General features: G+C 46.3%; 21 protein-coding genes. 8 read left to right on the top strand and 13 right to left on the bottom strand.

The features are described 5' to 3' along the window. Positions 1–27 precede the first annotated feature (27 nt). The 10 genes from ACQ4M5_RS06050 to ACQ4M5_RS06005 form a co-directional block, all read right to left on the bottom strand. Positions 28–1,446, bottom strand: a complete 1,419-nt coding sequence (locus ACQ4M5_RS06050) for a TolC family protein (protein WP_430674712.1) — start codon at positions 1,444–1,446, stop codon at positions 28–30. A gap of 3 nt (positions 1,447–1,449) precedes the next feature. Further along, on the bottom strand, positions 1,450–2,646 hold the full coding sequence (locus ACQ4M5_RS06045; RefSeq protein ID WP_430674711.1) for an ABC transporter permease: 1,197 nt from the start codon (positions 2,644–2,646) through the stop codon (positions 1,450–1,452). Between the two features lie 3 nt (positions 2,647–2,649). Further along, positions 2,650–4,080, bottom strand: a complete 1,431-nt coding sequence (locus ACQ4M5_RS06040) for an efflux RND transporter periplasmic adaptor subunit (RefSeq protein WP_430674710.1) — start codon at positions 4,078–4,080, stop codon at positions 2,650–2,652. 16 nt (positions 4,081–4,096) lie between these two features. Continuing rightward, positions 4,097–5,056: an ABC transporter ATP-binding protein gene (locus ACQ4M5_RS06035; RefSeq protein ID WP_430674709.1), complete on the bottom strand. Its 960-nt coding sequence runs from the start codon at positions 5,054–5,056 to the stop codon at positions 4,097–4,099. A gap of 13 nt (positions 5,057–5,069) precedes the next feature. Then, the gene (locus ACQ4M5_RS06030) at positions 5,070–5,909 is read right to left on the bottom strand and encodes an ABC transporter permease (RefSeq protein ID WP_430674708.1); all 840 of its coding nucleotides are present in this window, start codon (positions 5,907–5,909) and stop codon (positions 5,070–5,072) included. 12 nt (positions 5,910–5,921) lie between these two features. Further along, a complete protein-coding gene (locus ACQ4M5_RS06025) occupies positions 5,922–6,221 on the bottom strand; it encodes a hypothetical protein (RefSeq protein ID WP_430674707.1) in 300 nt (99 codons plus the stop codon). Between the two features lie 263 nt (positions 6,222–6,484). Further along, positions 6,485–6,793, bottom strand: coding sequence for a hypothetical protein (locus ACQ4M5_RS06020; protein WP_430674706.1), 309 nt, complete (start codon positions 6,791–6,793; stop codon positions 6,485–6,487). A gap of 22 nt (positions 6,794–6,815) precedes the next feature. Beyond that, positions 6,816–7,166 carry a hypothetical protein gene (locus tag ACQ4M5_RS06015; protein WP_430674705.1) on the bottom strand — a complete coding sequence of 117 codons (351 nt, stop codon included), beginning with the start codon at positions 7,164–7,166 and terminating at the stop codon, positions 6,816–6,818. A 138-nt stretch (positions 7,167–7,304) separates the two neighbouring features. Further along, complete coding sequence (locus tag ACQ4M5_RS06010) at positions 7,305–7,931, bottom strand: hypothetical protein (protein WP_430674704.1); 627 nt, start codon at positions 7,929–7,931, stop codon at positions 7,305–7,307. 1 nt (position 7,932) lies between these two features. Further along, positions 7,933–8,583 carry a hypothetical protein gene (locus ACQ4M5_RS06005; protein ID WP_430674703.1) on the bottom strand — a complete coding sequence of 217 codons (651 nt, stop codon included), beginning with the start codon at positions 8,581–8,583 and terminating at the stop codon, positions 7,933–7,935. 47 nt (positions 8,584–8,630) lie between these two features. On the opposite strand from ACQ4M5_RS06005, the gene ACQ4M5_RS06000 reads away from it, so the two are divergent. Next, the gene (locus ACQ4M5_RS06000) at positions 8,631–8,795 is read left to right on the top strand and encodes a tautomerase family protein (RefSeq protein WP_430674801.1); all 165 of its coding nucleotides are present in this window, start codon (positions 8,631–8,633) and stop codon (positions 8,793–8,795) included. Between the two features lie 56 nt (positions 8,796–8,851). Here ACQ4M5_RS06000 and ACQ4M5_RS05995 read toward each other — a convergent pair whose 3' ends face one another. Further along, entirely contained in the window at positions 8,852–9,259 is a 408-nt protein-coding gene (locus tag ACQ4M5_RS05995) for a hypothetical protein (protein ID WP_430674702.1), read from the bottom strand. A gap of 356 nt (positions 9,260–9,615) precedes the next feature. On the opposite strand from ACQ4M5_RS05995, the gene ACQ4M5_RS05990 reads away from it, so the two are divergent. Then, positions 9,616–11,055, top strand: coding sequence for a sensor histidine kinase (locus ACQ4M5_RS05990; protein ID WP_430674701.1), 1,440 nt, complete (start codon positions 9,616–9,618; stop codon positions 11,053–11,055). After that, entirely contained in the window at positions 11,052–11,699 is a 648-nt protein-coding gene (locus ACQ4M5_RS05985; RefSeq protein WP_430674700.1) for a response regulator, read from the top strand. Before ACQ4M5_RS05990 ends, ACQ4M5_RS05985 begins: the two co-directional genes overlap by 4 nt. 296 nt (positions 11,700–11,995) lie before the next feature. On the opposite strand, the gene ACQ4M5_RS05980 is transcribed toward ACQ4M5_RS05985, so the two are convergent. Then, positions 11,996–13,159 carry an MFS transporter gene (locus ACQ4M5_RS05980; protein ID WP_430674699.1) on the bottom strand — a complete coding sequence of 388 codons (1,164 nt, stop codon included), beginning with the start codon at positions 13,157–13,159 and terminating at the stop codon, positions 11,996–11,998. A 158-nt stretch (positions 13,160–13,317) separates the two neighbouring features. Here ACQ4M5_RS05980 and ACQ4M5_RS05975 point away from each other — a divergent pair, with 158 nt between their 5' ends. Beyond that, positions 13,318–16,722, top strand: coding sequence for a UvrD-helicase domain-containing protein (locus ACQ4M5_RS05975; protein WP_430674698.1), 3,405 nt, complete (start codon positions 13,318–13,320; stop codon positions 16,720–16,722). On the opposite strand, the gene ACQ4M5_RS05970 is transcribed toward ACQ4M5_RS05975, so the two are convergent. Then, positions 16,719–17,174, bottom strand: coding sequence for a hypothetical protein (locus ACQ4M5_RS05970; protein ID WP_430674697.1), 456 nt, complete (start codon positions 17,172–17,174; stop codon positions 16,719–16,721). The two genes, ACQ4M5_RS05975 and ACQ4M5_RS05970, sit on opposite strands and share 4 nt — an antisense overlap. Positions 17,175–17,236: 62 nt before the next feature. Between ACQ4M5_RS05970 and rppA the strand changes: the two genes are divergently transcribed. The 4 genes from rppA (at position 17,237) to ACQ4M5_RS05950 (ending at position 21,312) form a co-directional block, all read left to right on the top strand. Beyond that, entirely contained in the window at positions 17,237–17,911 is a 675-nt protein-coding gene (gene rppA / locus ACQ4M5_RS05965; protein WP_430674696.1) for a two-component system response regulator RppA, read from the top strand. Between the two features lie 5 nt (positions 17,912–17,916). Then, the gene (locus ACQ4M5_RS05960; RefSeq protein WP_430674695.1) at positions 17,917–19,182 is read left to right on the top strand and encodes a sensor histidine kinase; all 1,266 of its coding nucleotides are present in this window, start codon (positions 17,917–17,919) and stop codon (positions 19,180–19,182) included. A 149-nt stretch (positions 19,183–19,331) separates the two neighbouring features. Continuing rightward, positions 19,332–20,678 (top strand): APC family permease, encoded by a 1,347-nt coding sequence (locus ACQ4M5_RS05955; protein WP_430674694.1) that lies wholly within the window; start codon positions 19,332–19,334, stop codon positions 20,676–20,678. Positions 20,679–20,682: 4 nt separating this feature from the next. Then, positions 20,683–21,312 (top strand): SAM-dependent methyltransferase, encoded by a 630-nt coding sequence (locus tag ACQ4M5_RS05950; RefSeq protein WP_430674693.1) that lies wholly within the window; start codon positions 20,683–20,685, stop codon positions 21,310–21,312. Positions 21,313–21,389: the final 77 nt, after the last annotated feature.

Here is a 21,389-nt window from a genome sequence, read left to right as displayed (position 1 = left end):
GACATTCAAGATATTGAAATATTTTCCTCATTGAACCTGAAGAAGCTTACTCTCGTTAATTGTAGTTTCCCAACTATCCAACGTGACACCAAGAGCTTGTTCTAGACGCGAGATTGTATCTAGCAGTTCGATTCGGGCATTGACCTCATCATTTTGAGCCGTAACGACACTGTTCTGAAGTGAAATTACCTCAAAAATATCTGTGCCTCGTCCAAGTCGGAATCGCTCGTTTGCGTTTGCGAGTCGTTGTTCAGCGAGTTCTCTAGCTTGTCGAGCAGACGTGATGCGATCGCGGGCTGCACTAACATCGCGCAATCGACTCTCGACTTCAATTTTGATCGATTCTCGCAGTTGCGTTAGATTGTTCTGCTGTTTCAATACATCGACTCGGCTTTGCTGAAATGCGGTTTCAAGCGCAGGATCGTTTAAGACACGACTGAGAACGATCGCGCCTGCTGCCTGCGAACTATTCCCCATATTCATACTGCCCTCAAGATTCAAGCTCCAGCGTTGATTATCGGCTGCAACTCGTTGATTGAGTTCCGAAGATTGGCTATCGAGAAGTGCCTGTAAATAGTCAGGACGTTGAGCATAGGCTAGATTTAGCAATGTTTCAGATGATTGAGAAAGCATTGAGTTCGCAATGGGTGAGTCAGATTTGAATTCATCAATGGCACTTTGTGGAACTACGATGTTCAATGGTTCATTCAGATTGAGTAGCTGAAGTAAATCCGACTGAGCTTGTTTCACTGTGTTTTCAGCATTAACTAACTGAGTTTGTGTCACAGCAATGTTTGCTTCAATATCGACTAATGCCGATCGCGGTCGTCTGCCTGCATCAACTAGCACTTTAGTAAATTCTGCTTGCTGACGCTGGCTCTCGAAGGAAAGACGCTGGATTCTGAGTTGTTCTTGCGATCGCGCTAGTGTTCGATAAGCCGTACCCGCTTGAGTAATTTGATTCGATAACGTTTGACGCAAAGCAAGCTGATTCCTGTTCTCGGTCAATCTTGCTTGTTGAATCGGAATGCGATTGATCGAGCCAAATCCTCGAAGTAACGGTTGGGAGATCGTGATTCCAAAACGCTGGCTTGAGTCGAAGGGAGAAGCAGTGACAGACATTGTTGTTCCTAGTGGTGTTCGCATTGTTCCAACCACTTGAGCGCGTTGATCCATACTAGAAGAATTAGAAATGCCATTGTTCGATAAGCTTTGATTCATGCGAACTTCTAGCTTGGGTTCGATTCTGGGCGTGAAGGCGCTTTCTGCTTCCCGCAGTTGTTGACGTTGCACAATGCGATCGAGTGTTGCATTTTTCAAATCGAGATTGTTCTGCAACAGAAGTGTGATGATCTCTGGCAAGGTTAGATTCACTGTTCTCGGCGACTGAGCCACTGCTGGAACACACCAAAGAAGAACTACTAAAAGCGTCACTCTAGAAAACATTAGCTACTCGCTCCTTAGAGATTTGATAATGTCAATTTTTGCAGTTCGCAAGGCTGGTAAAAAGCTAGAACCAACGCCAACAACGACAGCCGATCCCATTGCTAGAGCAGCATTCTGAATCGAGAATTGGTAGGGAACTTTAACGATCGTGGTTGTAGCAACTTGAGTAAGACTATGAGTTGCAGCGATCGCACCCACCCCTCCAATTACACTCAATACCACTGCCTCCATCACAAATTGCAGCATGACTTCAGATTGCGTTGCCCCGATCGCCCGACGAATTCCAATCTCTTTAGTACGCTCAATCACTGCTGCGATCGTAATATTCGCAATTCCGACTCCGCTAATCGTTAGGGCAATCAAACCGATGACGAGTAGCGATCGCGCTGTAATTGCTTGCGTTTCTTTTTCCTTCAATAAATCGGTTGCATTATCGTTTAGATAAACACTCATTTGGGGATAGCGCTGTATCAAGAACTGTTCAAGACGCTGACGTAGTTCGGGGATTTGTTCGAGCGTATGAGGACTAATTTGTAAGGCAGTGAATCTTGCGTCTCCTTGTGCGATCGCAGCAAAATTGTCATTCAGCCAGAGTGTCCCTTGTGTTTGTACTCCGGTTGCATCCGTTTTGGTTTCAGTCACGCCGATAATCGTCAGCCGAGTTCCACCCGCATAGATTGATTGTCGTAAAGAATTTTGCCCTTGAAACAAGGTTGTTGCTAGTTTCTCATCGATAATCACAACTGGACGATACTGCTCAAAATCAGCGCGATCGAAGAATCGCCCCTGAAGCATTCTGCGCCCGGTCGTGTCGAGATAGTTCAGAGACACACTCCGGACATCTAACTGCTGAACTTCTTTATCTTCAAATTGAACACTTGCAACTCCTCCAACAGTTCCGACAAGGCTAATCGATCGAATGATTGGAATTGCCTCTTTGATCGCTCTGATGTCCGCTTCTTCAAACTTTGGTGGCGGTAGCGAGAAATCAGTCGGATAGACTGAAGGAGTGATAAACGGTTTCTCACGTTCTGATAGCTTCTGGTCGATTTGAGCATTGGTAATCGATTGCACGTTTAACGTGGCACTAACCGCAGCAACACCCATAAAAACGCCGATCGTCGTTAGTCCAGAGCGAATCAGATCTGTGAGAATCGACCTCCAAGTCATTTTCAGGAGTTCAGCAATTGACAGCGCCATAGTTCACGGTGAAGGAGAAGGAACAGGTTGAGGATCAGTATTGAGTAAGCTTCCAGCCTGAATCTGATTATTGGGCTGTGGAATAACCACTTCATCCCCTGCGTTTAATCCTTGTGTGACTTCAATGCCTTGCAATCCTTGTAAACCAATTTGGATTGCTTGTTTCTTCGCTCGATTGTTTTTGTCCTTCAGCCAGACAAACGGAGGTTCTTCCGTTCGCTGAACCGCTTCAGGGGCAACAAAAATTACATTCTGACGTTGTTCAGTGATGACTTCGACACTCACAGAACTACCCGGAATCAATGTATTACTCGGCTTATCGAGTGCAATTCTCGCTTCGACTTTTGCTTGCTGTCCAGGTTGAACACTCGCAGCATCGCCCAGTTGCGCCCCTGGAACCGTTGCTTGAGGGGATAAGCTCACGACTCGACCTGTAAACTGCTGCATCTGAGGTCCGATCAAGCTGACTCTAGCAGGTTGCCGCACTTGCACTTTTGCAGCATTGAGCGTTGTGAGTTGAATCCGAATCGTTTCTTGAGTTGGATCACCAAGTGATAAAATTGGGCTTTCGGTTTTGATGCCGTCGCCATTTCTGACATTGACTTTCAGAACAATGCCATCGATCGAAGAAGTGACTACTCGATCGCTGAGTTGTCGCTGTAGTCCTTCTATCTTCTCACGTCCTTTCTGAATATCAATTTCAGCTTTGTCTAATGTGATTTGAGCATCATCAAGCGCGGATTGAGCCGTAGCGACTTTATTTTGATGTTCCCGTTGTGCTTTGAATGCTGCAATCTCTGCATCTCTTAGCGATGATTTTGCGGTATCAAGTGCAGTTTTATCCGTTTGAAGTTCGGTCGCTGAAATAAATCCTTTTTGCAACAGTGCTTGAGATTCTTTGAACCGAGTTTCAGCCGCTTTTACCTGAACTTGCACCTCTGCAACCTTTTCCCGACTTCTAGCTAAATCCGGATCATCTTTTGCTTGCTGTAACTTTTGGGCGGCATCCGCAACTTTCGCACGAGTTTGAGACAAATCAAGTTCTGCTTTGGCATTTTCAGCGAGTTGGTCTTTTAGTTGATCTTGGGCTTGCCGATTTCTCAGCATCACGAGCGCTTGACCTTTGCGAACTCGTTGTCCTTCTTTAACATTCACTCGCTCAACGGTGACTTCACTCGGAGCTTTGAGAACTTGCTGTCCACCAAGTTCGATCGTGCCGCTTTCAGTTACACTATTTTCGACATTACCTTGCATTGCAGGCATGATAGAGACTGGAATTGCAGCATTACTACTCGTTCGATTCATCTGGGTATAAGCATACCAACCTCCTCCCACTAGAAGACTTCCGGTAACGAGCAGCCATAAGCCTTTTCGTTTTTGTTGAGTGGGTTTGCTTTTCTCAATCGTTGGGCTGATTGGATTATCGGTAGACATGAGACGATGGAAGAGATTATGCTGCATGTAGCTTGTGAGTTTGTGCGCCAAGTAGTTGTAGAAATACTGTTTCGAGATCCATCTTGAGCAATTCATTCGTGATTAGCGGCAGATCACGTTCTGATGCAAGATGCGTAATTGCAAGCTGTACTTGAGGCACAGCATCTTCTTTCGCCTGTACAGCATAGACCATGAGATTTTCATACTGCTCTGTGAGTGAACAATCAATCACACCTGGAATGTCTTTGAGTGCCATTACAATGTGGCGATTTGAGTTTGCAAATGTGACTCGCAGTGTTCCGCGATTGAAGCTACTGAGTAGATGTCGAGTGGGTGCAGTTGTGATCAATGTACCCCGATCGAGAATTGCAACATAGTCACTTAATCGCTGCACGTCCTCTAGAATGTGGGTCGAGTAAAAAACCGTTGTTTCTCCTCGCAAATCTCGCATCAGTTCTAGAACTTCTGCTCGTCCGATCGGGTCCATTGCCGAAACAGGTTCATCCAGAATCACGATCGCAGGCTTTCCAATCAATGCCTGAGCAATTCCTAGTCGCTGTCGCATTCCCCCCGAATAAGTTCGACACGCTCGATTACCCGCATCGGCAATTCCGACTCGATCGAGTAAACTATCAATCCGTTGCTTAGACACGCCATCTTTGAAGTGATAGCTGGCAGCATATTCTAGAACTTCTCGCCCCGTCATCCAGCCGTAGAATTTTGGCTCTTGAGCGATATAACCAAGATGGCGACGATGCAATCCAGATGATGTGACCGGAACTCCATTCACACTTGCACTGCCGCTTGTAGCTCGGCTGAGTCCGACAAGAATACGAATCGTGGTACTTTTTCCGGCTCCATTCGGTCCCAGGAATCCGAAAATTGAGCCATGCGGGACATCAAGAGAAAGATTGTTGAGAACCGTGAGCTTACCGTATTGCTTGGTCAGATTGCGAATTGAAATGGCGGTAGACATAGATTTGTAGTAATTAGGAGAACTCTTTGCGATCGAACATCGAGTAAGTTGCGACGAACATCAAAGCCATGTAGACCAGATAGATTGAAAGCTTCAAGAAGTTGATCGTGTTGTCTGCGGTCAGAAAACCATCAATTACATTGGTTGGATAGTAGGTTGCGATCGCATCAAACCAAGCCTGATTGTTCTGACTCAGCTGAATTCCAAAGGTACTCGCCAAACCTTGAGCGCTTGCAAGTCCTGTACCGATCGCAGCAAGAACTAGGGCAAACGCACCGATCGCAGCTTGATCTTTCAAGAACATTCCAGCAAACAGGCAGAATAGAACCCAAAATGCGATCGGTAATAATGCAAACAGATTTCTAGCTAGAACAACTGGAATCGAAAAAGTACCAGCACCCACTCCAATCAGCGCCATAAGCAGCGTCACAACATTCGCGAGAACAACTGCAACTAGCCAGATCATCAAAACATTCCCTGACCATTTGCCCAACAGAAAAGAGAGCCGAGAGAGTGGTTTCGTTAGATTCCAAGATAGCGTTCCAGACGTTAGCTCATTCGGGATGAGTCCAATCGAGAGTAAGACAGAGACGACACCGAGCCAAAGCGGATTGCTTGTCGAAGTTGCTGAAAGCGTGAGATGATCCCCATCAGCTGCGATCGCTGATACACCTGACATTTGTGCTAACTTAATCAAGACAATTCCAGCAAGACTTAGGAGAAAAGGAATGAGTAGGAGAACTGCGATCGCAGCTTGTTTCTGCTGTTTCCACTCTTGAATTTCTTTCCGAAAAAATGGCACGAAGCCCAACAAAAAAGGAGTCGATTCAGATTGAATAGGTCTAGAAAGCATAGTACACCCTAGTTACTTTGCAGCTTGAACAATTCCTTGAAGAGCGCGGCGACAGCCCTCTTTTGGACTCTCACTACTTTTGAGTAGATCTTGAGCCGCTTGAAGATTGTTTTTAGTCCCCAGTGCTGCACCGAGTTTTTCAGCTTGATCTGGTGTGAGAACTTTAGCTGTGACAGCCGCATCAACCGCGAGACAAGTTCCCGCTAATCTTCCAGTCTCTTGACCTTTCGTGCCAATCCAAAAGTAACCTGCGCCTCCGCCAATTAGGACACCAACCAAAGCGGGAACAAAAATTGCTGCAAGTGTTTTCATTTGTTGTACTCCGTAGATTAATTGAATAAACTAAGTAGATAGACACAATTAAACCTAAGTCCGGCAAATTCTCTCGCTTCGTTGCTGACTCGCCCTGAACTAGAAGTTCGGGCTAACAGTGCGAAGTGGGTTGAAACCCACTGAAGAGCCTGTCCTGATTAGCTCTTAGTCCCTGAAGGGGACTTCGCACTGTTAGCCCCGATTTCAATCCGGGGCGACATAGAACGAAGCGAGTGATCTTCAAATTAATTCAGCCCACCTACTTAGACCTGTTGCAAACCGTTCTGAAACTGTTTACAAGCTTCTCCAGCCTTCGACGCATCAGTGCCAAACACCTTGCTAACATTGCTTGCTTGCTCTTTTGGAGTTTGTTTGACAACTACTTTACCGATTTCCAGAGCTTGCGCGGGCGTGATCAATCCTTGATTTGCCGCAGTATCCACCGTGTTACACATTCCTGCTGCGGTTTGCGTGACCAAGGTTGTAACACTGCGATAACCCGCCCCGACTCCAAACCCGATTCCCGTTCCAATCGTGCCAAAGATGACTGCTAAAATGATTCGTCCGATCATTGTGCTTGACTCCAAAATGATGTTACTGATTGCGATGAAAAGTTTGCTCCCACACTTGCCATTGTTCAGGGGTGAGAATTTCCTGCATTGTTCTGAAATAGTCCACGATCGCATCTCCTAGAAGTGCGGCTCCCACAATGTTGAGAACTGCACTGGGCAAGAGCGTCATCACAAAAAGCCTCAGAAACAAGCAAAGAAAGTTATCTTGAAACTCTTGTTCTAGGCTAGTTTTAAGGCACTGGTTCGCCTGCTGCCATTGACTCTCTTGATCAGAACTTAAAGGAACTCCTGCTGCTCGAAACATCTGCCGAACCTCTTCCCATTGCTGGGCATCTGAAGTAGAGTCATCAGAGTGAGGCGCATCAGACTGCATTAAGCTTCTCCTAGTTAGTAGTGCGTTCTCAGTCATGTTTTAACTTTAAGCTTGGTGGTAGAAAAGCGCCTGAGTCGCAAGTCCTGACTTTTGTTTGGGACTTAAGACCTAGATTCTGTCTCGTCTAGGACTTAAGACCTACTGTTCAGCTAGGCGGCTTTCGACTTGTAGCCAATTCTGCTGCCAAAGTTGCTGCTGTTCGATTGACAGCACTTTGGTCACGTCATCAACATAGGTTTTGACCGATGCTGCTAACGTTTGCTCATAAAGTCGATCGGCTTGAATATCAGGCAAGACAATCAGCCAGATCGGAAGCGCTGGATAGTTCCGCACTTGTCGATCGAAGCCCTCTCTCAGTCGTTCTCGTGCTTGCCGAATTTGAATCGCTTGCTGACTCGTCAACTGAATTCCATGAAACTCTTGACCGAGCGTGAGCGGTGATTCCGATGAGAAATCTGCTAACATTCGTTTCGCTTCTTGGGGCGACTTGACTAGCATTCTCAGAACTAGAAGTGGCTGATTCTTCAGCAGTCGGGTGACTCGCGATCGCACATTCTGCTGAGTTTGTTTGAGTTGCGATCGCTGTTGCACAGACAACGATCCTTCATTCCGCCATCCTCGTAGTTTCCGAACAATCTGTGTCAAGTTAATCGTAATTGCTGAATCAGTGGCTCTAGAGGATTGACTCATTGCCAATCTAGAAGCCCCGATTGTAGCCACAATCATCGCGCCACACCAAAGTCCAATCACAACTTTGCGATTCATATCAACGAAGTGCCAAATCAGAGCGAAGTTCGAGCGTTAAATCTTCATTCGGTCGAATCGAAATCACCTCAGCTTGATTTCGACCGATCGCAAAACTACCTGCACCCCCGATCGCGGCTCCCCCAAGAACTTCTAGGGCATCGATCTTACGATCGCCCGTAATCCCTGCCAAAATCGCTGCTGCTGCCGCTCCAATGCCTGCACCCGTCAACACTCTGCCCAGTCTGGGATTTTGGCGTACTGTTTCTCGACGAGTCACGATCGGAGAACGAGCATTAATCGCGAATCGTTGACCATTTTGAAATACGATCGTTCGAGTCACAAATCGACTCCCATCGCCAGAGGGGCGTAATTCTCCTTCGATTCGAGTGCCTGCGGGAATCACAACGCGATTGTTGCGAACTACATTATCGCGAACAGTTAAAGTGAGGGGTAAACGTTCTGAAGGTGCGACAAAAATTTGATCTTTGTCATACTGAACGGCAATGCGTGTGCCCCGTGGAATCAGCGTTTCTTGAAAATTGATGATGGAGTTGGTGCGCCAATTATTAGGCGAATCGCGATTCACCGATCGAGCCATCACCACATTAGGAACCGTCATGCTAGTGACTAAGATAGTTCCCATCACTGCAATCCGTAATCTACGATTCATAGATATCTCCTTGTTTTGGATAGTTCTACTGTAAGCAGCGAAGACAGATCAGGCATGAGGCTGAAGTCCTGACTTGCTCGACTGCTTCACTCGTTCGCATTCTGGGCAAGAAACCAGAGCATACCCACATTGTTATCCAGGAGATCGCTGAGGAAAACTGGGGCTTTTCTGGTCTCTTAACCGATGATTGGAAAGAACAACAGCAACAGTAGAGATAGTAATTCAACCTGATCCCATTGAGGATCATGATTCAAACTAGATGAAATGGTTAGTCCCGCAAGCTCTCAATCGCCTTGATTCGCGCTTGGATGTCAGGAATGGCATGTTCATGTCCAGCCTCTTTTACTGCTGCCATAAATGCCCTCAACTGTTCTAAACGAACGCGCCGATTTTTAGCAAAATCAATTTGATTCACATTCCCCAAAATCGTGCGTACTTCAGCTAACTTCTCCTCATTCTTTGAACAAGCAAAATGGAACTCTGCTCTGCGGAGCCTACTAATTGCTCCTTCGCGGGTCAAAGCTGTAACTCCTGTATCCCTATAGAACTGTCCATCGCTTTCGCTGTTTTGACTGCAAGTTTCGCGCGAGTTTGCGGTAGCCTTGGCAATAGGGAAGTTGATCAATGTAACTGTGGTTGCGGCAACTAGCGAAATTGATAACAGAGATTTCAACATCGTCGTATTTCCTGAGTTTAAGTAGGTTTGCAGCATTCCCTTCCCTTGACGGAAACAACAAAACAAGAGAACGCGATTCGGTCAATCCAAGGAACATGACTCAATTGCTGACATGGGTATCCAGATTAGATGGCGATAAGTAGCAGCACCAGAGTCCATGTTTTCACTGTGATTGATCCTTTGACATCAGAACAACTCAAATCTACGATCGAGTAAGCGCAAACCACATGAGGCGCAAGTCCTATTTTGCTCATAGGTCTACAGTCCTAGACGCGATCGCAATCTAGGACTAGAGTCCCAAGCACAAATAATCGGGAATGTGATACAAGAAGGGCAAGTTCTCCACTTCGACTCCGATGCTCAAGCGACTTTCTGTGATCAAATCTTGGCTGCACTTACAACCGCATCCCTTTCGGCTGTTGTTGTATTTAGAGTGGATTCTGCTTGGACTCTCCTCGTTCAAAATCTTCGGCTTTCCGACTTGGTTGCAGCCTGCGCTTTGGGATGGGAAAACCTACACTTGGGGGAAGCCATCGTTCTGGAATGGGTCGGACTACTTTGTGCAAGTTAGCATCAAGCCAACAGATACGATCGCGATTTTGAGTCTCTTAGTGGCGTTTGGATTAATGGGATTCGGACTGCCCACAACCCGACTCGGCAAGTGGATCTATACCTCGATCGCATTACTTCTCATCGGTGCGATCGCAACCATCCAAGGCTGGGGACTTGAATCCCTCTCACCGCTACTGCTGACTGTGCTACTCCGCAGTTGTTTGATGTTTGGCAAGCGCGATCGCTGGATTATGGCAGGTCTAATGTGGTGCATCTACCCAATCACTTTGTTTCCGTTCTTACTGATTTGGATTGTTCTGCATCCAGCCATCCGAAACAGGGGCGAAATAACATTTGCTGAACGCTGGCTAACGTTTCTACCCAACGGTGGCGCACGCATCAATGTTGAATTTAGTCCAGAGCAGGTGAATCAGTTCTTTGGATATTTGCAAGATTTTATTCTGTTCTTCTTAACAGATAGCTTGCTTTCATTTGGGCTAATTCTGCTCTTTGTGCTGCTTCTCGTCAATTCAGTCGTGAATGAGCGCAATGGACGACGCAAGCTGGCACAGGCGCACGAACAACTCTATCAATACTCAATTCAGATTGAAGATCAAGCGACGCTGCAAGAACGCACCCGAATTGCGCGAGACATTCATGATTCTCTAGGGCATCTATTGACCACACAGAATGTCTTGCTGCAAAATGCTGCACTTTCCTTAGAGGCGAATCCGCAAGAAGCCAAACTATTTCTCGACCAAAGCCGCCAAATCTCTTCAGAGGCGCTAAACGAACTCCGGCAATCGATTCGATTACTGCGCTCTGATCCGATGGAAGGTCGATCGCTAGAGGAAGCGATCGCGACCCTCGTTCAAAACTTCGATCGCGCTACAGGCTTAATTCCAACGGTCAAAATAGAACTACGAACAGCAGTTCCCACTAGCATTCAAATCGCTGCTTACCGCATTGTCGAAGAGGCATTCACTAACATTCAGAAATACAGTGAAGCCACTCAAGTCAGCATTAGCTTAAAGCTAGAACCCACCGCAAAAAGTTGTGTGCTTTCGCTTCAAATCGAGGATAATGGTCGAGGGTTCCAGATCGAGCAAAATGCGACCGGATTCGGATTACGAGGAATGCAAGAACGCGCCGAAAGCTTAGGCGGAACATTCCAAATTATCAGCGCTCCGGGAGCAGGCTGCAAAGTGTGCGCGATGTTTCCTCTCCCTCAAGTTCTCCTATGATTCGCCTCCTCTTAGTTGAAGATCAAATCATTCTGCGTCAGGGATTGCGCCGACTGTTGGAGATGCAACCAGACTTTCAAGTGGTCGGAGAAGCCGAAAATGGGCAGCAAGCCGTTGATCAAGCAGGGCAGCTTCAGCCAGATCTGATTCTGATGGATGTGCGGATGCCTGTGATGGATGGCGTAACTGCAACTCAAATTATCTGCGATCGCGATCCTCAAATCAAAGTCGTCATCTTCACGACCTTCGATGATGATGCCTATGTTGCTCAGGCGATTCAACATGGGGCGATCGGCTATCTGCTCAAGGATACGCCTGCGGAAGATTTAGCAACCGCTCTCCGTTCTGCTCACAAAGGGTACACCCAGCTTGCACCGGGATTGATGAAAAAAGTGGTGTCCTACTCGCCGCCTCAGTCTCATGCTTCACCGCAGTCTGAGAGTTTAGCGCTGCTCACACCACGAGAACGCGAAGTCCTCAGCTTGATTGCAACAGGAGCAAGTAACCATGAGATTGCGGAGATCTTGTGCATTACTGAGAAAACCGTGAAGAACCATGTGACGAGCATCTTGGGTCGATTGAATTTACGCGATCGTACTCAAGCTGCCGTGTTTGCTCACTCCGCTTCTTTGCTGCGATCGTAACGAAAATAGGATTCCTTCAACTTTGCTCCGCAAGATTCCGCCAATTCTATAGAATCCATTTGGGATCTTATGCTTTCGCCAAGCGCTTTAGCATCAACCAGATAAAGCAGAGATTGATCTTTGCCCTCGCATGATCCAAAGTACGCTCAAAGTTCTTCACCAGACTCTTGCACCGTTCCATCCAAGCATTAGAACGTTCAATAATTCATCGCGTGGCAACTGGAACGAATCCTGTCTTTCCTGTCGCTGGATAAGGATCAGTCAGCATCGCGATTGACCTGTATTGTTTTTTCCTATTATCGATGGCGATTTGAATGATTGGCAAATTGTGAAATAAACGCGATCGTAATTAACAATACAATCACTAACCCAAATGCGCGTCTAAGAGTAATCTGGTCAGCAATCCAGCCTAATAGGAATGGAGCAGTAAACACAGCGGTTCCAGTTGCGATCGACAACCGAGCGGTTGCTGCATCAGATTGATTTGGAACTGTACTGATTGCAGCAGAAAGAATCAATGGATAGAAGTTTGCGACACCAAATCCGGCAATGAGTAACCCTAAGATACTGAGTGAAGGAATTGAAGCAAGCCAGAACAATGGAAAACCGATCGCGGAAATTGCGATCGCACTTAACAACAAGGATTCGCTCTTGATAGTGCGCGTGAGACGACTTCCAACAATTCGCCCAATAAATCCCGAAAGAACATACAGGCTCATTGTACTAGCGGCATCACTTCTGATTAATCCCACAACGGATTCTAGAAAATCTGCTCCCCAATAAAATAGGCAGTATTCGATCGATACGCCAAAGAACATGACAGTCCAATACAGCCAAAATGAAAACGGCAATTTCTGATTTGTTGATGTTTTGTCTGCGATAGTTTCAAGATTAGGAATTGCAATTCTTTGACCTTGCCAAAAAATGAAAATAAGCGCGATCGCAGCAACCCATAAAGCGCTTCGCCATCCTAAAGCAGTTTGAGAAAAGCTGCCAATCAATAAAGGAACTAAACTTGCACTTAGGCTGGCGGCAACATTCATTTCAGTAAACGCGATCGCACGATCAGTTAAATGCCAATCGGAAATAATGGCTTGAATCGTAATTTGCAGCAAAGCACCCAGCAATCCCATCAGAAATGTGCTGGCGATCGTCAGAGAAACTTGATAACTCAGGGCTAATAGTCCAGCCGCGATCGCCATTCCCGCAGCACTACCCCATAAGACCCCTTTTCGCCCCAAGCTTTGAGTAATCCGAACACTGATGAATCCCGCCAGAATCAACCCTAGAGCAAAAGCACTAAAATGAAGACCTGCGATCGTATAACTAATCTGCAATTCATTTCGCAGAAACAGCATGAGTGGACCGATCGCGGCTTGGAGATACGAAAAGAAAGCCGCCAGCGCATAAGTCAGCCAAGTAAGTCGATCTCTGAGAAATGAAGGACGCAACTTATCCAACGTTGAAAAGGGACCTCATAAATTAATCCGAATTTGTAAAGAATTCTTGTGTCTTATGGTAGAAAGTTCGGTGAGTTGGGGCGGTGATACGTACTAATTTTTCGCCACGCTCCAAGCTGCGATAAGATACCCTATCTATGGAGTCGATCGTATCTCTTATGACTGTTGATTTTCTGAGCCATCTTAATCCGTCTCAAAAACAAGCCGTCCAGCATTTTTGTGGTCCGTTGCTGGTGATTGCTGGTGCGGGTTCAGGAAAGACTAGGGCATTGACGTATCGCATCGCCAATCTGGTGCTGAAGCATCGGGTTGATCCAGAGAATATCTTGGCGGTGACATTCACGAACAAAGCCGCTAGGGAGATGAAAGATCGGATTGAGCGATTGTTTGCGGAACAGCAGGCATTGAGCGAACATGGGAAGCCGTTGGAATCGTTGCCGGGTCATGTTCAGACGAAACTACGATCGCACATTTACAAGACAATTACGAAGGATCTCTGGATTGGAACCTTTCACGCGCTCTGTTGTCGAATTTTGCGCTTTGATATCGAGAAATTTCAGGACGAAAAGGGACGGAAATGGACTCGATCGTTCTCGATTTTTGATGAGTCGGATGCTCAAAGCTTGGTGAAGGATATCATCATTAATCAGTTGAATATTGATGAGAAAAAGTTCGATCCGCGATCGGTTCGATTTGCAATTAGTAATGCGAAGAATAAAGGACTTTCCCCACGAGATTACGAGAAAGAGCAATCGAATTTTAGAGGAAAAGTGATTGCGAACGTTTACAGCGTTTATCAAGATAAACTCGCTGAAAATAATGCGGTTGATTTCGATGATTTGATCTGGATTCCTGTTCAGCTATTTCGGCAGAATGAGCAGATTCGAGCCTATTGGCACAAGCGATTCAGACACATTCTCGTAGACGAATATCAAGATACGAATCGGACTCAATATGATCTGATTCAGCTATTAGTAACGAATGGAGAATCAGCAAGTCGATTTGATGAGTGGGAACATCGATCTGTATTCGTAGTGGGCGATGCCGATCAGTGCTTGCCACCCGAAACGCAAATTTTAACGCCGCATGGAACGACCTCGATCGACCAGATCAAAATCGGGGATGAAGTCTTATCTCCAAGCGGTCAAACTTCCTTGAATTCACATATTGTTCGCCATGTCAAGCGAGGGTATTATCGCGGATCAATGTGGCAAATTCGAGTTAGCGATCGTGTCTTACGAGGAACGCCTCATCATATTGTGCTGGCTAGAAATACACCTTATCGCGATGGGTACTACGTTTACTTGATGTATCGAGCCGATCGTGGCTATCGGGTTGGGCTAACTCAGAGCTTGCGGCAAAATCATCGGGGTGAAGACGAACTGGGGTTCAAGGTGCGTGTGGCTCAAGAACACGCCGATAAAATTTGGATTCTCAAGGTAACTTCTTCCTACGAGGAAGCCAGATTTTACGAAGCCTACTTCGCCGCGCAGTACGGTCTCCCGATGGTTCTGTTTCACGGGGATGATCGCCAGTTACGCATGAACGAGGAATGGATTTTTCGGCTTTATCAAGAGATCGATACGATCACGAATGCGAATCGATTAATGCAGGATCTCTGGCTGCATCCAGAATTTCCGCATTATCGTCCCCAGAATGGACTACGCCGTCAAACGCTAAATCTCGTGATGTTTGGCACTCCTCGAACAGAGCGTTGTCTGTCTGCAAGTTATCACCGACTGCAATGGAATACGACGGAGCGAGTTGATATTGCAGAAAGATTAAAATCGGCAGGATTTCGGGTGAGACCTGGTAAGAAATCTGGGAGCTATCGGTTAGAAACTGCGCGGGTTTCGTATCGCGAAGCAATTTCAATGGCACACACTATTTCTGAAGCAGGCGGTCTCGAAATCCGACGACGAGCGTTAGTGAGTGGAGTTGTGTATGACTTTATGCCCTTGTCACATCTCCATCCCGGCATGAAAGTTTTGATTTCGGTAGATGGACAACTTCAGGAGGCAACGATCGATGAAGTGACCCAAGTGGAGTATGACGGGGATGTGTATGACTTGGAGGTAGATACTGCTCATACTTACGTTGCAGATGGAATGCTGGTTCACAATTCTATCTACTCATTCCGAATGGCAGATTTCACTATTTTGATGGGATTCCAACAGGACTTTGGCGATGGATTGTCGGATGATGATACGCGGACGATGGTGAAATTAGAAGAGAACTATCGATCGACAGAAAACATTCTCCAACTCGCGAATGAACTCATCGAAAATAATACCGAGCGTATCGATAAAATCCTCAAGCCGACTCGCGGAAATGGCGAACCAAACTTCTGTTATCGCGCTCAAGATGAGATTGAAGAAGCAGAATTTGTTATCCAACAAATGCGCCGATTAGAGTCGATGAACTCTGATTTGCATTGGGGCAAATTTGCAATCTTGTATCGGACGAATGCTCAATCGCGGGCATTTGAAGAAATTCTAGTTCGTTGGGGCGTGCCTTACAAAGTCGTGGGCGGTTTGCGATTCTATGACCGGAAAGAAATTAAAGATGTTTTGGCTTACTTGAGAGCGATCGCGAATCCTGCCGATACGCTCAGTCTCTTACGGGTGATCAATACGCCGCGTCGGGGAGTGGGAAAAACCACGATCGACGGTCTTCAAAAAGCCGCTACTGAACTCGGTGTGCCGCTCTGGGATATTCTCAGCGATGACACCTCGATCAAGACGTTGGCAGGACGGTCTTCAAAAGGGGTGATTCAGTTTGCGAACATTATCAAGAAATGGCGATCGCAGATTGACGCGATTAGCGCTTCTGAACTGGTACAAGGTGTTTTAGAAGATTCTGGCTACATTGCTGATCTAAAAGCTCAGGGCACAGATGAAGCCGAAGATCGCTTACAGAACGTACAAGAGTTGTACAATGCTGTGCTGCAATTCGAGGAAGAAAGCGAAGATGATAAGAGCTTGATTGGTTTCCTTGCAAATGCGTCTTTGGCTTCGGATTTGGATGATGTAGAAGAGGAATCGAGTAAGGTTTCCCTGATGACATTGCACTCCTCGAAAGGCTTAGAGTTTCCAGTGGTGTTCTTAGTGGGTTTGGAGCAGGGACTATTTCCGAGCTATCGATCGCTGGATGATCCCGCTGCGATCGAGGAAGAGCGCCGTCTATGTTATGTTGGCATTACTCGCGCCCAAGAACGTTTGTTTATCTCTTACGCTCGTGAACGCCGTTTGTATGGAAATCGCGAACCTGCTAGTCCTTCACTGTTCTTAGGTGAGATGCCGAAAGAGTTGTTGGAAAGCAACATGAAATCATCGATTCCTAAGAAGTTTACAACCAAGCCTGCTGCTCCTGTCGTTCAAAATGCGGACACTGATTGGAGTGTGGGCGATCGAGTCATGCACAGTCAGTTTGGAATTGGAGAAATTACCAATATCTTTGGCACAGGAAGTAAAGCGACCTTGGCAATTCGGTTTGATAACTTGACGGGAATGAAGCGGAAGATTTTATCGATCGCTGATCGCGCTTTGACTTCGGTTGATTAATCTATGATTCGATAGCGGACGAGTTTTCTGACTTCTTGGACGGGCAAGCCGATCTCCTGCGCGATCGCATCTTCGATCTTTCTCGGTTCGGTGACAGGAAATTCGTACTCTAGCTTCTTCAAATTAGAATCGGTCGTTTTAATTGAAACCTCAGTCGTATTTTGACGCTGATTTATCTCCGCATTGATCACAAGTACTGCAACTGAAAGCTTCATTTCGAGTTGCGTATCGGCTTGGAGTTGGTTTGGACTGGTATAAGATGTGTGTAGAACCTGACGTGCGATCGCACTTCCCCCAAACCAAATCGAGATGCCGACTAAGGGAAGGGGCAGCCAAAACTTTACTCGATTTAATTCAACCGTCTGGAAGATGCGATAAAGTCGCTGCATAAATTCTCTTGCTAATTTCGGCTCGATCGTACTGTTTACCAATCCGTTTGAAATCCTACGCAAGCAGGACGTTCATTGATAAAGATCACTCTATTTTGAGAGATGGAAAATCTAGTTGAGCAATCATGCGAATTCTATTGGTCGAAGACGATCCTGAACAACTTGAGCCGCTTCATGCTGCATTGTCAGAGGTGGGACATATTGTTGATGCGATTCAGAATGGTGAACTCGCTCAGTGGGTATTGTCACAGCGACAATATGATCTATTGATCCTCGATTGGATGCTACCAGAGTTGAGTGGCATTGATCTCTGTCGGAACTATCGGAAATCAGGGAAGACTTCCCCAGTTCTGATCCTGACGGCAAGAGATACAACGATCGATAAAATCACCGGGCTAGATGCGGGAGCCGATGACTACTTAGTGAAGCCTGTGGACGTGTTTGAACTACTGGCACGAGTTCGAGCATTAGGACGACGCTCTCCGCTCTGGCAGGAGGAAAGTTTGCAGCTTGAAGATTTAGTGCTGAACTTAACCACGCTGATTGTAGGGCGGGGAGAAACATCGATTCAGCTATCGACTCGTGAGTTTCAACTGTTGGAATATCTATTGCGTCATCCGCGCCAAGTGGTAAGCCGTGACCAGTTAGAACAAGCTTTGTGGGAGTGGGGTGATGAGCCAGAAAGTAATGCAATTACAGCATTAGTAAGACGATTACGACAGCGGTTAGAAGTGCTCAATGCAGCAGAGTGGCTTGAAACCGTTTATGGCATGGGATATCGTTTGATTGCTAAATCGTAGTTTCTATGTTTACTCGCAGTCGTCAGAATCTTGCTGGTTGGTTCACGCTTTCGATGGGCAGTATTTTGATTACGTTTGCAGGGGTGCAATACTATCTCAGCGCGATCGAGCGATTGCGAAGTGTCGATCAGTTACTCTACAAAAAAGCGCAATTGATGGCTGCAACGGTGCAGTACGATCGACAATCTCGCCTCGATTTAAGCAATGTTCCTTATCTGGGTGATTTACCGATTCCGGTGAATAGCGATGCTGTCTATGCTCGTTGGTACAGTCCAGATGGCAGACTACGACAGTTCTTTGGAACGGCAACGACTGACCCTCTAAAAGATGTACCAGAGTTTCAAACACTCACGATCGGGGCAGGCGTTTTAGAAAATCAACCGATTCTAGTCCGGCAAGTCACAATGCCTGTACAACTTCGGGGACAACGCATTGGATATCTGCAAATTGCTATCCCGCTCACTCAAGTCAAGCAAGAATTACAGCAGGATTTATGGTTGACTTTGATTTGTGTGTTAATTGCACTGATTGTCATTGCTGTTGCAGGATGGGCTTTAGGTGGACTAGCAATGAGACCGATTCAAGAGGCTTATGCTCATTTGGAACGCTTTACAGCCGATGCTTCTCATGAATTGAGAACGCCCCTAGCAGCGATTTTGAGTAATGCTCAAGTTGGAATTCTTGCCCCACAAAGTGCTACAGAACGCAAGCATCAGCGGTTAGAAAAAATTGCTGAAATTGCAAAATCAATGTCGATTTTAATCAATAATTTGCTCTTTTTGGCTCGTCGCTCTGGTCGGCTCTCTTCAGATACTCTGCAATCGGTTGATCTAGTAGCTGAATTGCAAAAATTGGTTAGTCGATCGACAATTCAAACCGCTGCTCAATTCATCTCACTAAATCTTGAACTTCCAAAACACGCGGTGATTGTGAAGGTCGATCGAGAACTTTTGCAGCAAGCGATTGTAAATCTAATTATCAATGCTTGCAAGTATACTCCTCCAGGTGGAAGCGTAACAGTGCGACTGTTCACTCATTTTCGACAAGCGATCGTTCAAGTTGAAGATACTGGAATTGGAATCTCGGAAACGGATTTACCGCATATCTTTGAGCGATTTTACCGAGTAAATACATCTCGCTGCAAAGAAACGGGCGGAACTGGATTAGGACTCGCAATCACACAGCAAATTATTGCTGCACATGGTGGTACGCTCACAGTACAAAGTCAACTAGGGCAAGGTTCGATTTTTCAAATCACACTGCCTCAATGAGAATCAGTCTAGAGAGGTATTTGGATTTGGAAATGGAATTTGTCATTTTCACGTCACATTTGTCTTCGATTCTAGAAACAATCACAGAAGCGAATTCAAGTGGAGTTATTAGCAATCCCTTTTCCCTGAATCCTGTTTGAGGTGCGATCGTGACGAAATTGGACATTCCGAGTGGAGCGAATATCAGTAACCCGGTGCTAAAACAGCCACTCTTATCATTAACAGATGCGATCGCAATTATTGTCGGTGTTGTGATCGGAGCAGGAATTTTTGAAACCCCTGCCCTGGTCGCAGCAAATAGCAGCAATTCTTCAATGGTCATTTTGATCTGGATCATTGGTGGCGTTGTTTCTTTTAGTGGAGCCTTATGCTATGCCGAACTCGCGACGACTTATCCGCACGTTGGCGGGAACTATGAATACCTCAAACGAGCCTTTGGACAGCAGGTAGCATTCCTATTTGCTTGGGCACGAATGACTGTGGTTCAAACCGGATCAATTGCGTTACTCGCTTTTGTGTTTGGCGATTATGGTTCTCAATTGTTGCCTCTCGGAGCGTTTTCTAATTCGATCTATGCGGTGAGTGCGATCGCGCTTCTGACCAGTTTTAATCTTGTTGGCATTCGACAAGGCAAACAAATTCAAAACTTACTCACAGTAATTACGATTGTAGGACTGCTTGCTGTGATTGTATTGGGCTTGCTGTTTGCGTCTCCCAATCAAGCTATGCAAGCGATTCCGACCTCGAATCATTGGGGTTCAGCCTTGCTGTTTGTTCTACTATCTTATGGTGGTTGGAACGAAGCAGCTTATATCTCCGCTGAAATTCGCCATCCTCGTCGGAATATTGTGCGATCGCTGCTTTGGAGTATTGGCATCATCACCGCATTGTATTTGTTGATCAATGTTGCTTATCTCCGAGGATTGGGTCTGTCTGGAATGGCGCAATCAAAGGCGATCGCTGCGGATCTAATGCGGCAAGCACTTGGAGAACCGGGAGCCGTTCTAATCAGTGTATTGATTGCTGCAACCGCTTTAGGTTCATTGAATGCGTCGATTTTTACTGGAGCTAGAACAAACTATGCGTTTGGACAAGATGTTCCTTTGTTTCAATTCTTAGGACGCTGGCGGACTCAATCTGGAACGCCGATGACTGGCTTCATTGTTCAAAGTGCGATCGCGCTTCTCCTGATTCTGATGGGAACGCTGACCCGCAATGGTTTTGAAGCAATGGTCGATTATACGGCTCCGGTGTTTTGGTTCTTCTTTCTATTGAGTGGTATCTCGCTCATTTTGCTGAGAATTCGAGAACCCTATCGGTTGCGTCCCTTTCAAGTTCCGTTTTACCCGATTACACCGCTATTGTTTTGTGCGGTTTGTGGTTATCTGCTGTATTCCAGCTTGGTTTACACGGGAATTAGTGCGATCGCGGGTGTGATTGTGGTTGCACTAGGAATTCCGTTTATGTATTGGTCTCAACGTTCACGTAGGAGTTAGAAATATGCAATTCAAGCGTTTAATTACGGGTTTAGTTGTTAGTGCGAGTATTGCTGGAGTTGGAGTCGGTTGTACTCAACAGCGAGACTTTCAAGCGGATGCTCAAACCAGTCCATCAGCGGCGCAAACCCAAACTCAAGCCCCTGAACGTGCTCCAGATGTTCCTTATGTTCCAACTCCTGAAGCAGTGGTCGATCGAATGCTGCAAATTGCCAAGGTAAACAGCAATGATGTAGTTTACGATCTGGGCAGTGGAGATGGTCGAATTCCAATTGCTGCTGTTCGGCAATTTAATGCAAAAAGAGCGGTCGGCGTGGATATCAATCCGGTGCGAGTGCAGGAAGCCAATCAGAATGCACAGCAGGCAAATGTTACCGATCGCGTTGAATTTCGCCAGCAGGACTTGTTCCAAACTGACTTGAGAGAGGCAACGGTTGTCACACTCTATCTTTTGCCTGATGTTAATTTGCGCCTGCGTCCTAAGCTATTGAGTGAACTGAGACCTGGAACGCGGATTGTCTCTCATGCGTTTGATATGGGCGACTGGAAGCCTGAACGGGTCGAGAACGTCGATGGACGAACAATCTATTACTGGACAGTTCCAGAAAACGTGCCTGCAAACTTAAAACAGTAGATTCACTACTGTATCCAAATTTTATGTTGACGAGGAACTGTCGCTGCGATTGAGTCCGCCCGGAGGTAAACGCTCCG

This window comes from Leptolyngbya sp. AN10, from assembly GCF_050565645.1.
Classification (GTDB): domain Bacteria; phylum Cyanobacteriota; class Cyanobacteriia; order Leptolyngbyales; family Leptolyngbyaceae; genus Leptolyngbya.
Note: the sequence above shows the minus strand (reverse complement) of the source record. Positions and strands in the feature narration are given on the sequence as shown.

Bases quoted from the DNA above. Each gene is read 5' to 3' on its own strand.
- ACQ4M5_RS06050 (WP_430674712.1), bottom strand. From the start codon at position 1,446: ATGTTTTCTAGAGTGACGCTTTTAGTAGTTCTTCTTTGGTGTGTTCCA.
- ACQ4M5_RS06045 (WP_430674711.1), bottom strand. From the start codon at position 2,646: ATGGCGCTGTCAATTGCTGAACTCCTGAAAATGACTTGGAGGTCGATT.
- ACQ4M5_RS06040 (WP_430674710.1), bottom strand. From the start codon at position 4,080: ATGTCTACCGATAATCCAATCAGCCCAACGATTGAGAAAAGCAAACCC.
- ACQ4M5_RS06035 (WP_430674709.1), bottom strand. From the start codon at position 5,056: ATGTCTACCGCCATTTCAATTCGCAATCTGACCAAGCAATACGGTAAG.
- ACQ4M5_RS06030 (WP_430674708.1), bottom strand. From the start codon at position 5,909: ATGCTTTCTAGACCTATTCAATCTGAATCGACTCCTTTTTTGTTGGGC.
- ACQ4M5_RS06025 (WP_430674707.1), bottom strand. From the start codon at position 6,221: ATGAAAACACTTGCAGCAATTTTTGTTCCCGCTTTGGTTGGTGTCCTA.
- ACQ4M5_RS06020 (WP_430674706.1), bottom strand. From the start codon at position 6,793: ATGATCGGACGAATCATTTTAGCAGTCATCTTTGGCACGATTGGAACG.
- ACQ4M5_RS06015 (WP_430674705.1), bottom strand. From the start codon at position 7,166: ATGCAGTCTGATGCGCCTCACTCTGATGACTCTACTTCAGATGCCCAG.
- ACQ4M5_RS06010 (WP_430674704.1), bottom strand. From the start codon at position 7,931: ATGAATCGCAAAGTTGTGATTGGACTTTGGTGTGGCGCGATGATTGTG.
- ACQ4M5_RS06005 (WP_430674703.1), bottom strand. From the start codon at position 8,583: ATGAATCGTAGATTACGGATTGCAGTGATGGGAACTATCTTAGTCACT.
- ACQ4M5_RS05995 (WP_430674702.1), bottom strand. From the start codon at position 9,259: ATGTTGAAATCTCTGTTATCAATTTCGCTAGTTGCCGCAACCACAGTT.
- ACQ4M5_RS05990 (WP_430674701.1), top strand. From the start codon at position 9,616: ATGCTCAAGCGACTTTCTGTGATCAAATCTTGGCTGCACTTACAACCG.
- ACQ4M5_RS05985 (WP_430674700.1), top strand. From the start codon at position 11,052: ATGATTCGCCTCCTCTTAGTTGAAGATCAAATCATTCTGCGTCAGGGA.
- ACQ4M5_RS05975 (WP_430674698.1), top strand. From the start codon at position 13,318: ATGACTGTTGATTTTCTGAGCCATCTTAATCCGTCTCAAAAACAAGCC.
- rppA (WP_430674696.1), top strand. From the start codon at position 17,237: ATGCGAATTCTATTGGTCGAAGACGATCCTGAACAACTTGAGCCGCTT.
- ACQ4M5_RS05960 (WP_430674695.1), top strand. From the start codon at position 17,917: ATGTTTACTCGCAGTCGTCAGAATCTTGCTGGTTGGTTCACGCTTTCG.
- ACQ4M5_RS05950 (WP_430674693.1), top strand. From the start codon at position 20,683: ATGCAATTCAAGCGTTTAATTACGGGTTTAGTTGTTAGTGCGAGTATT.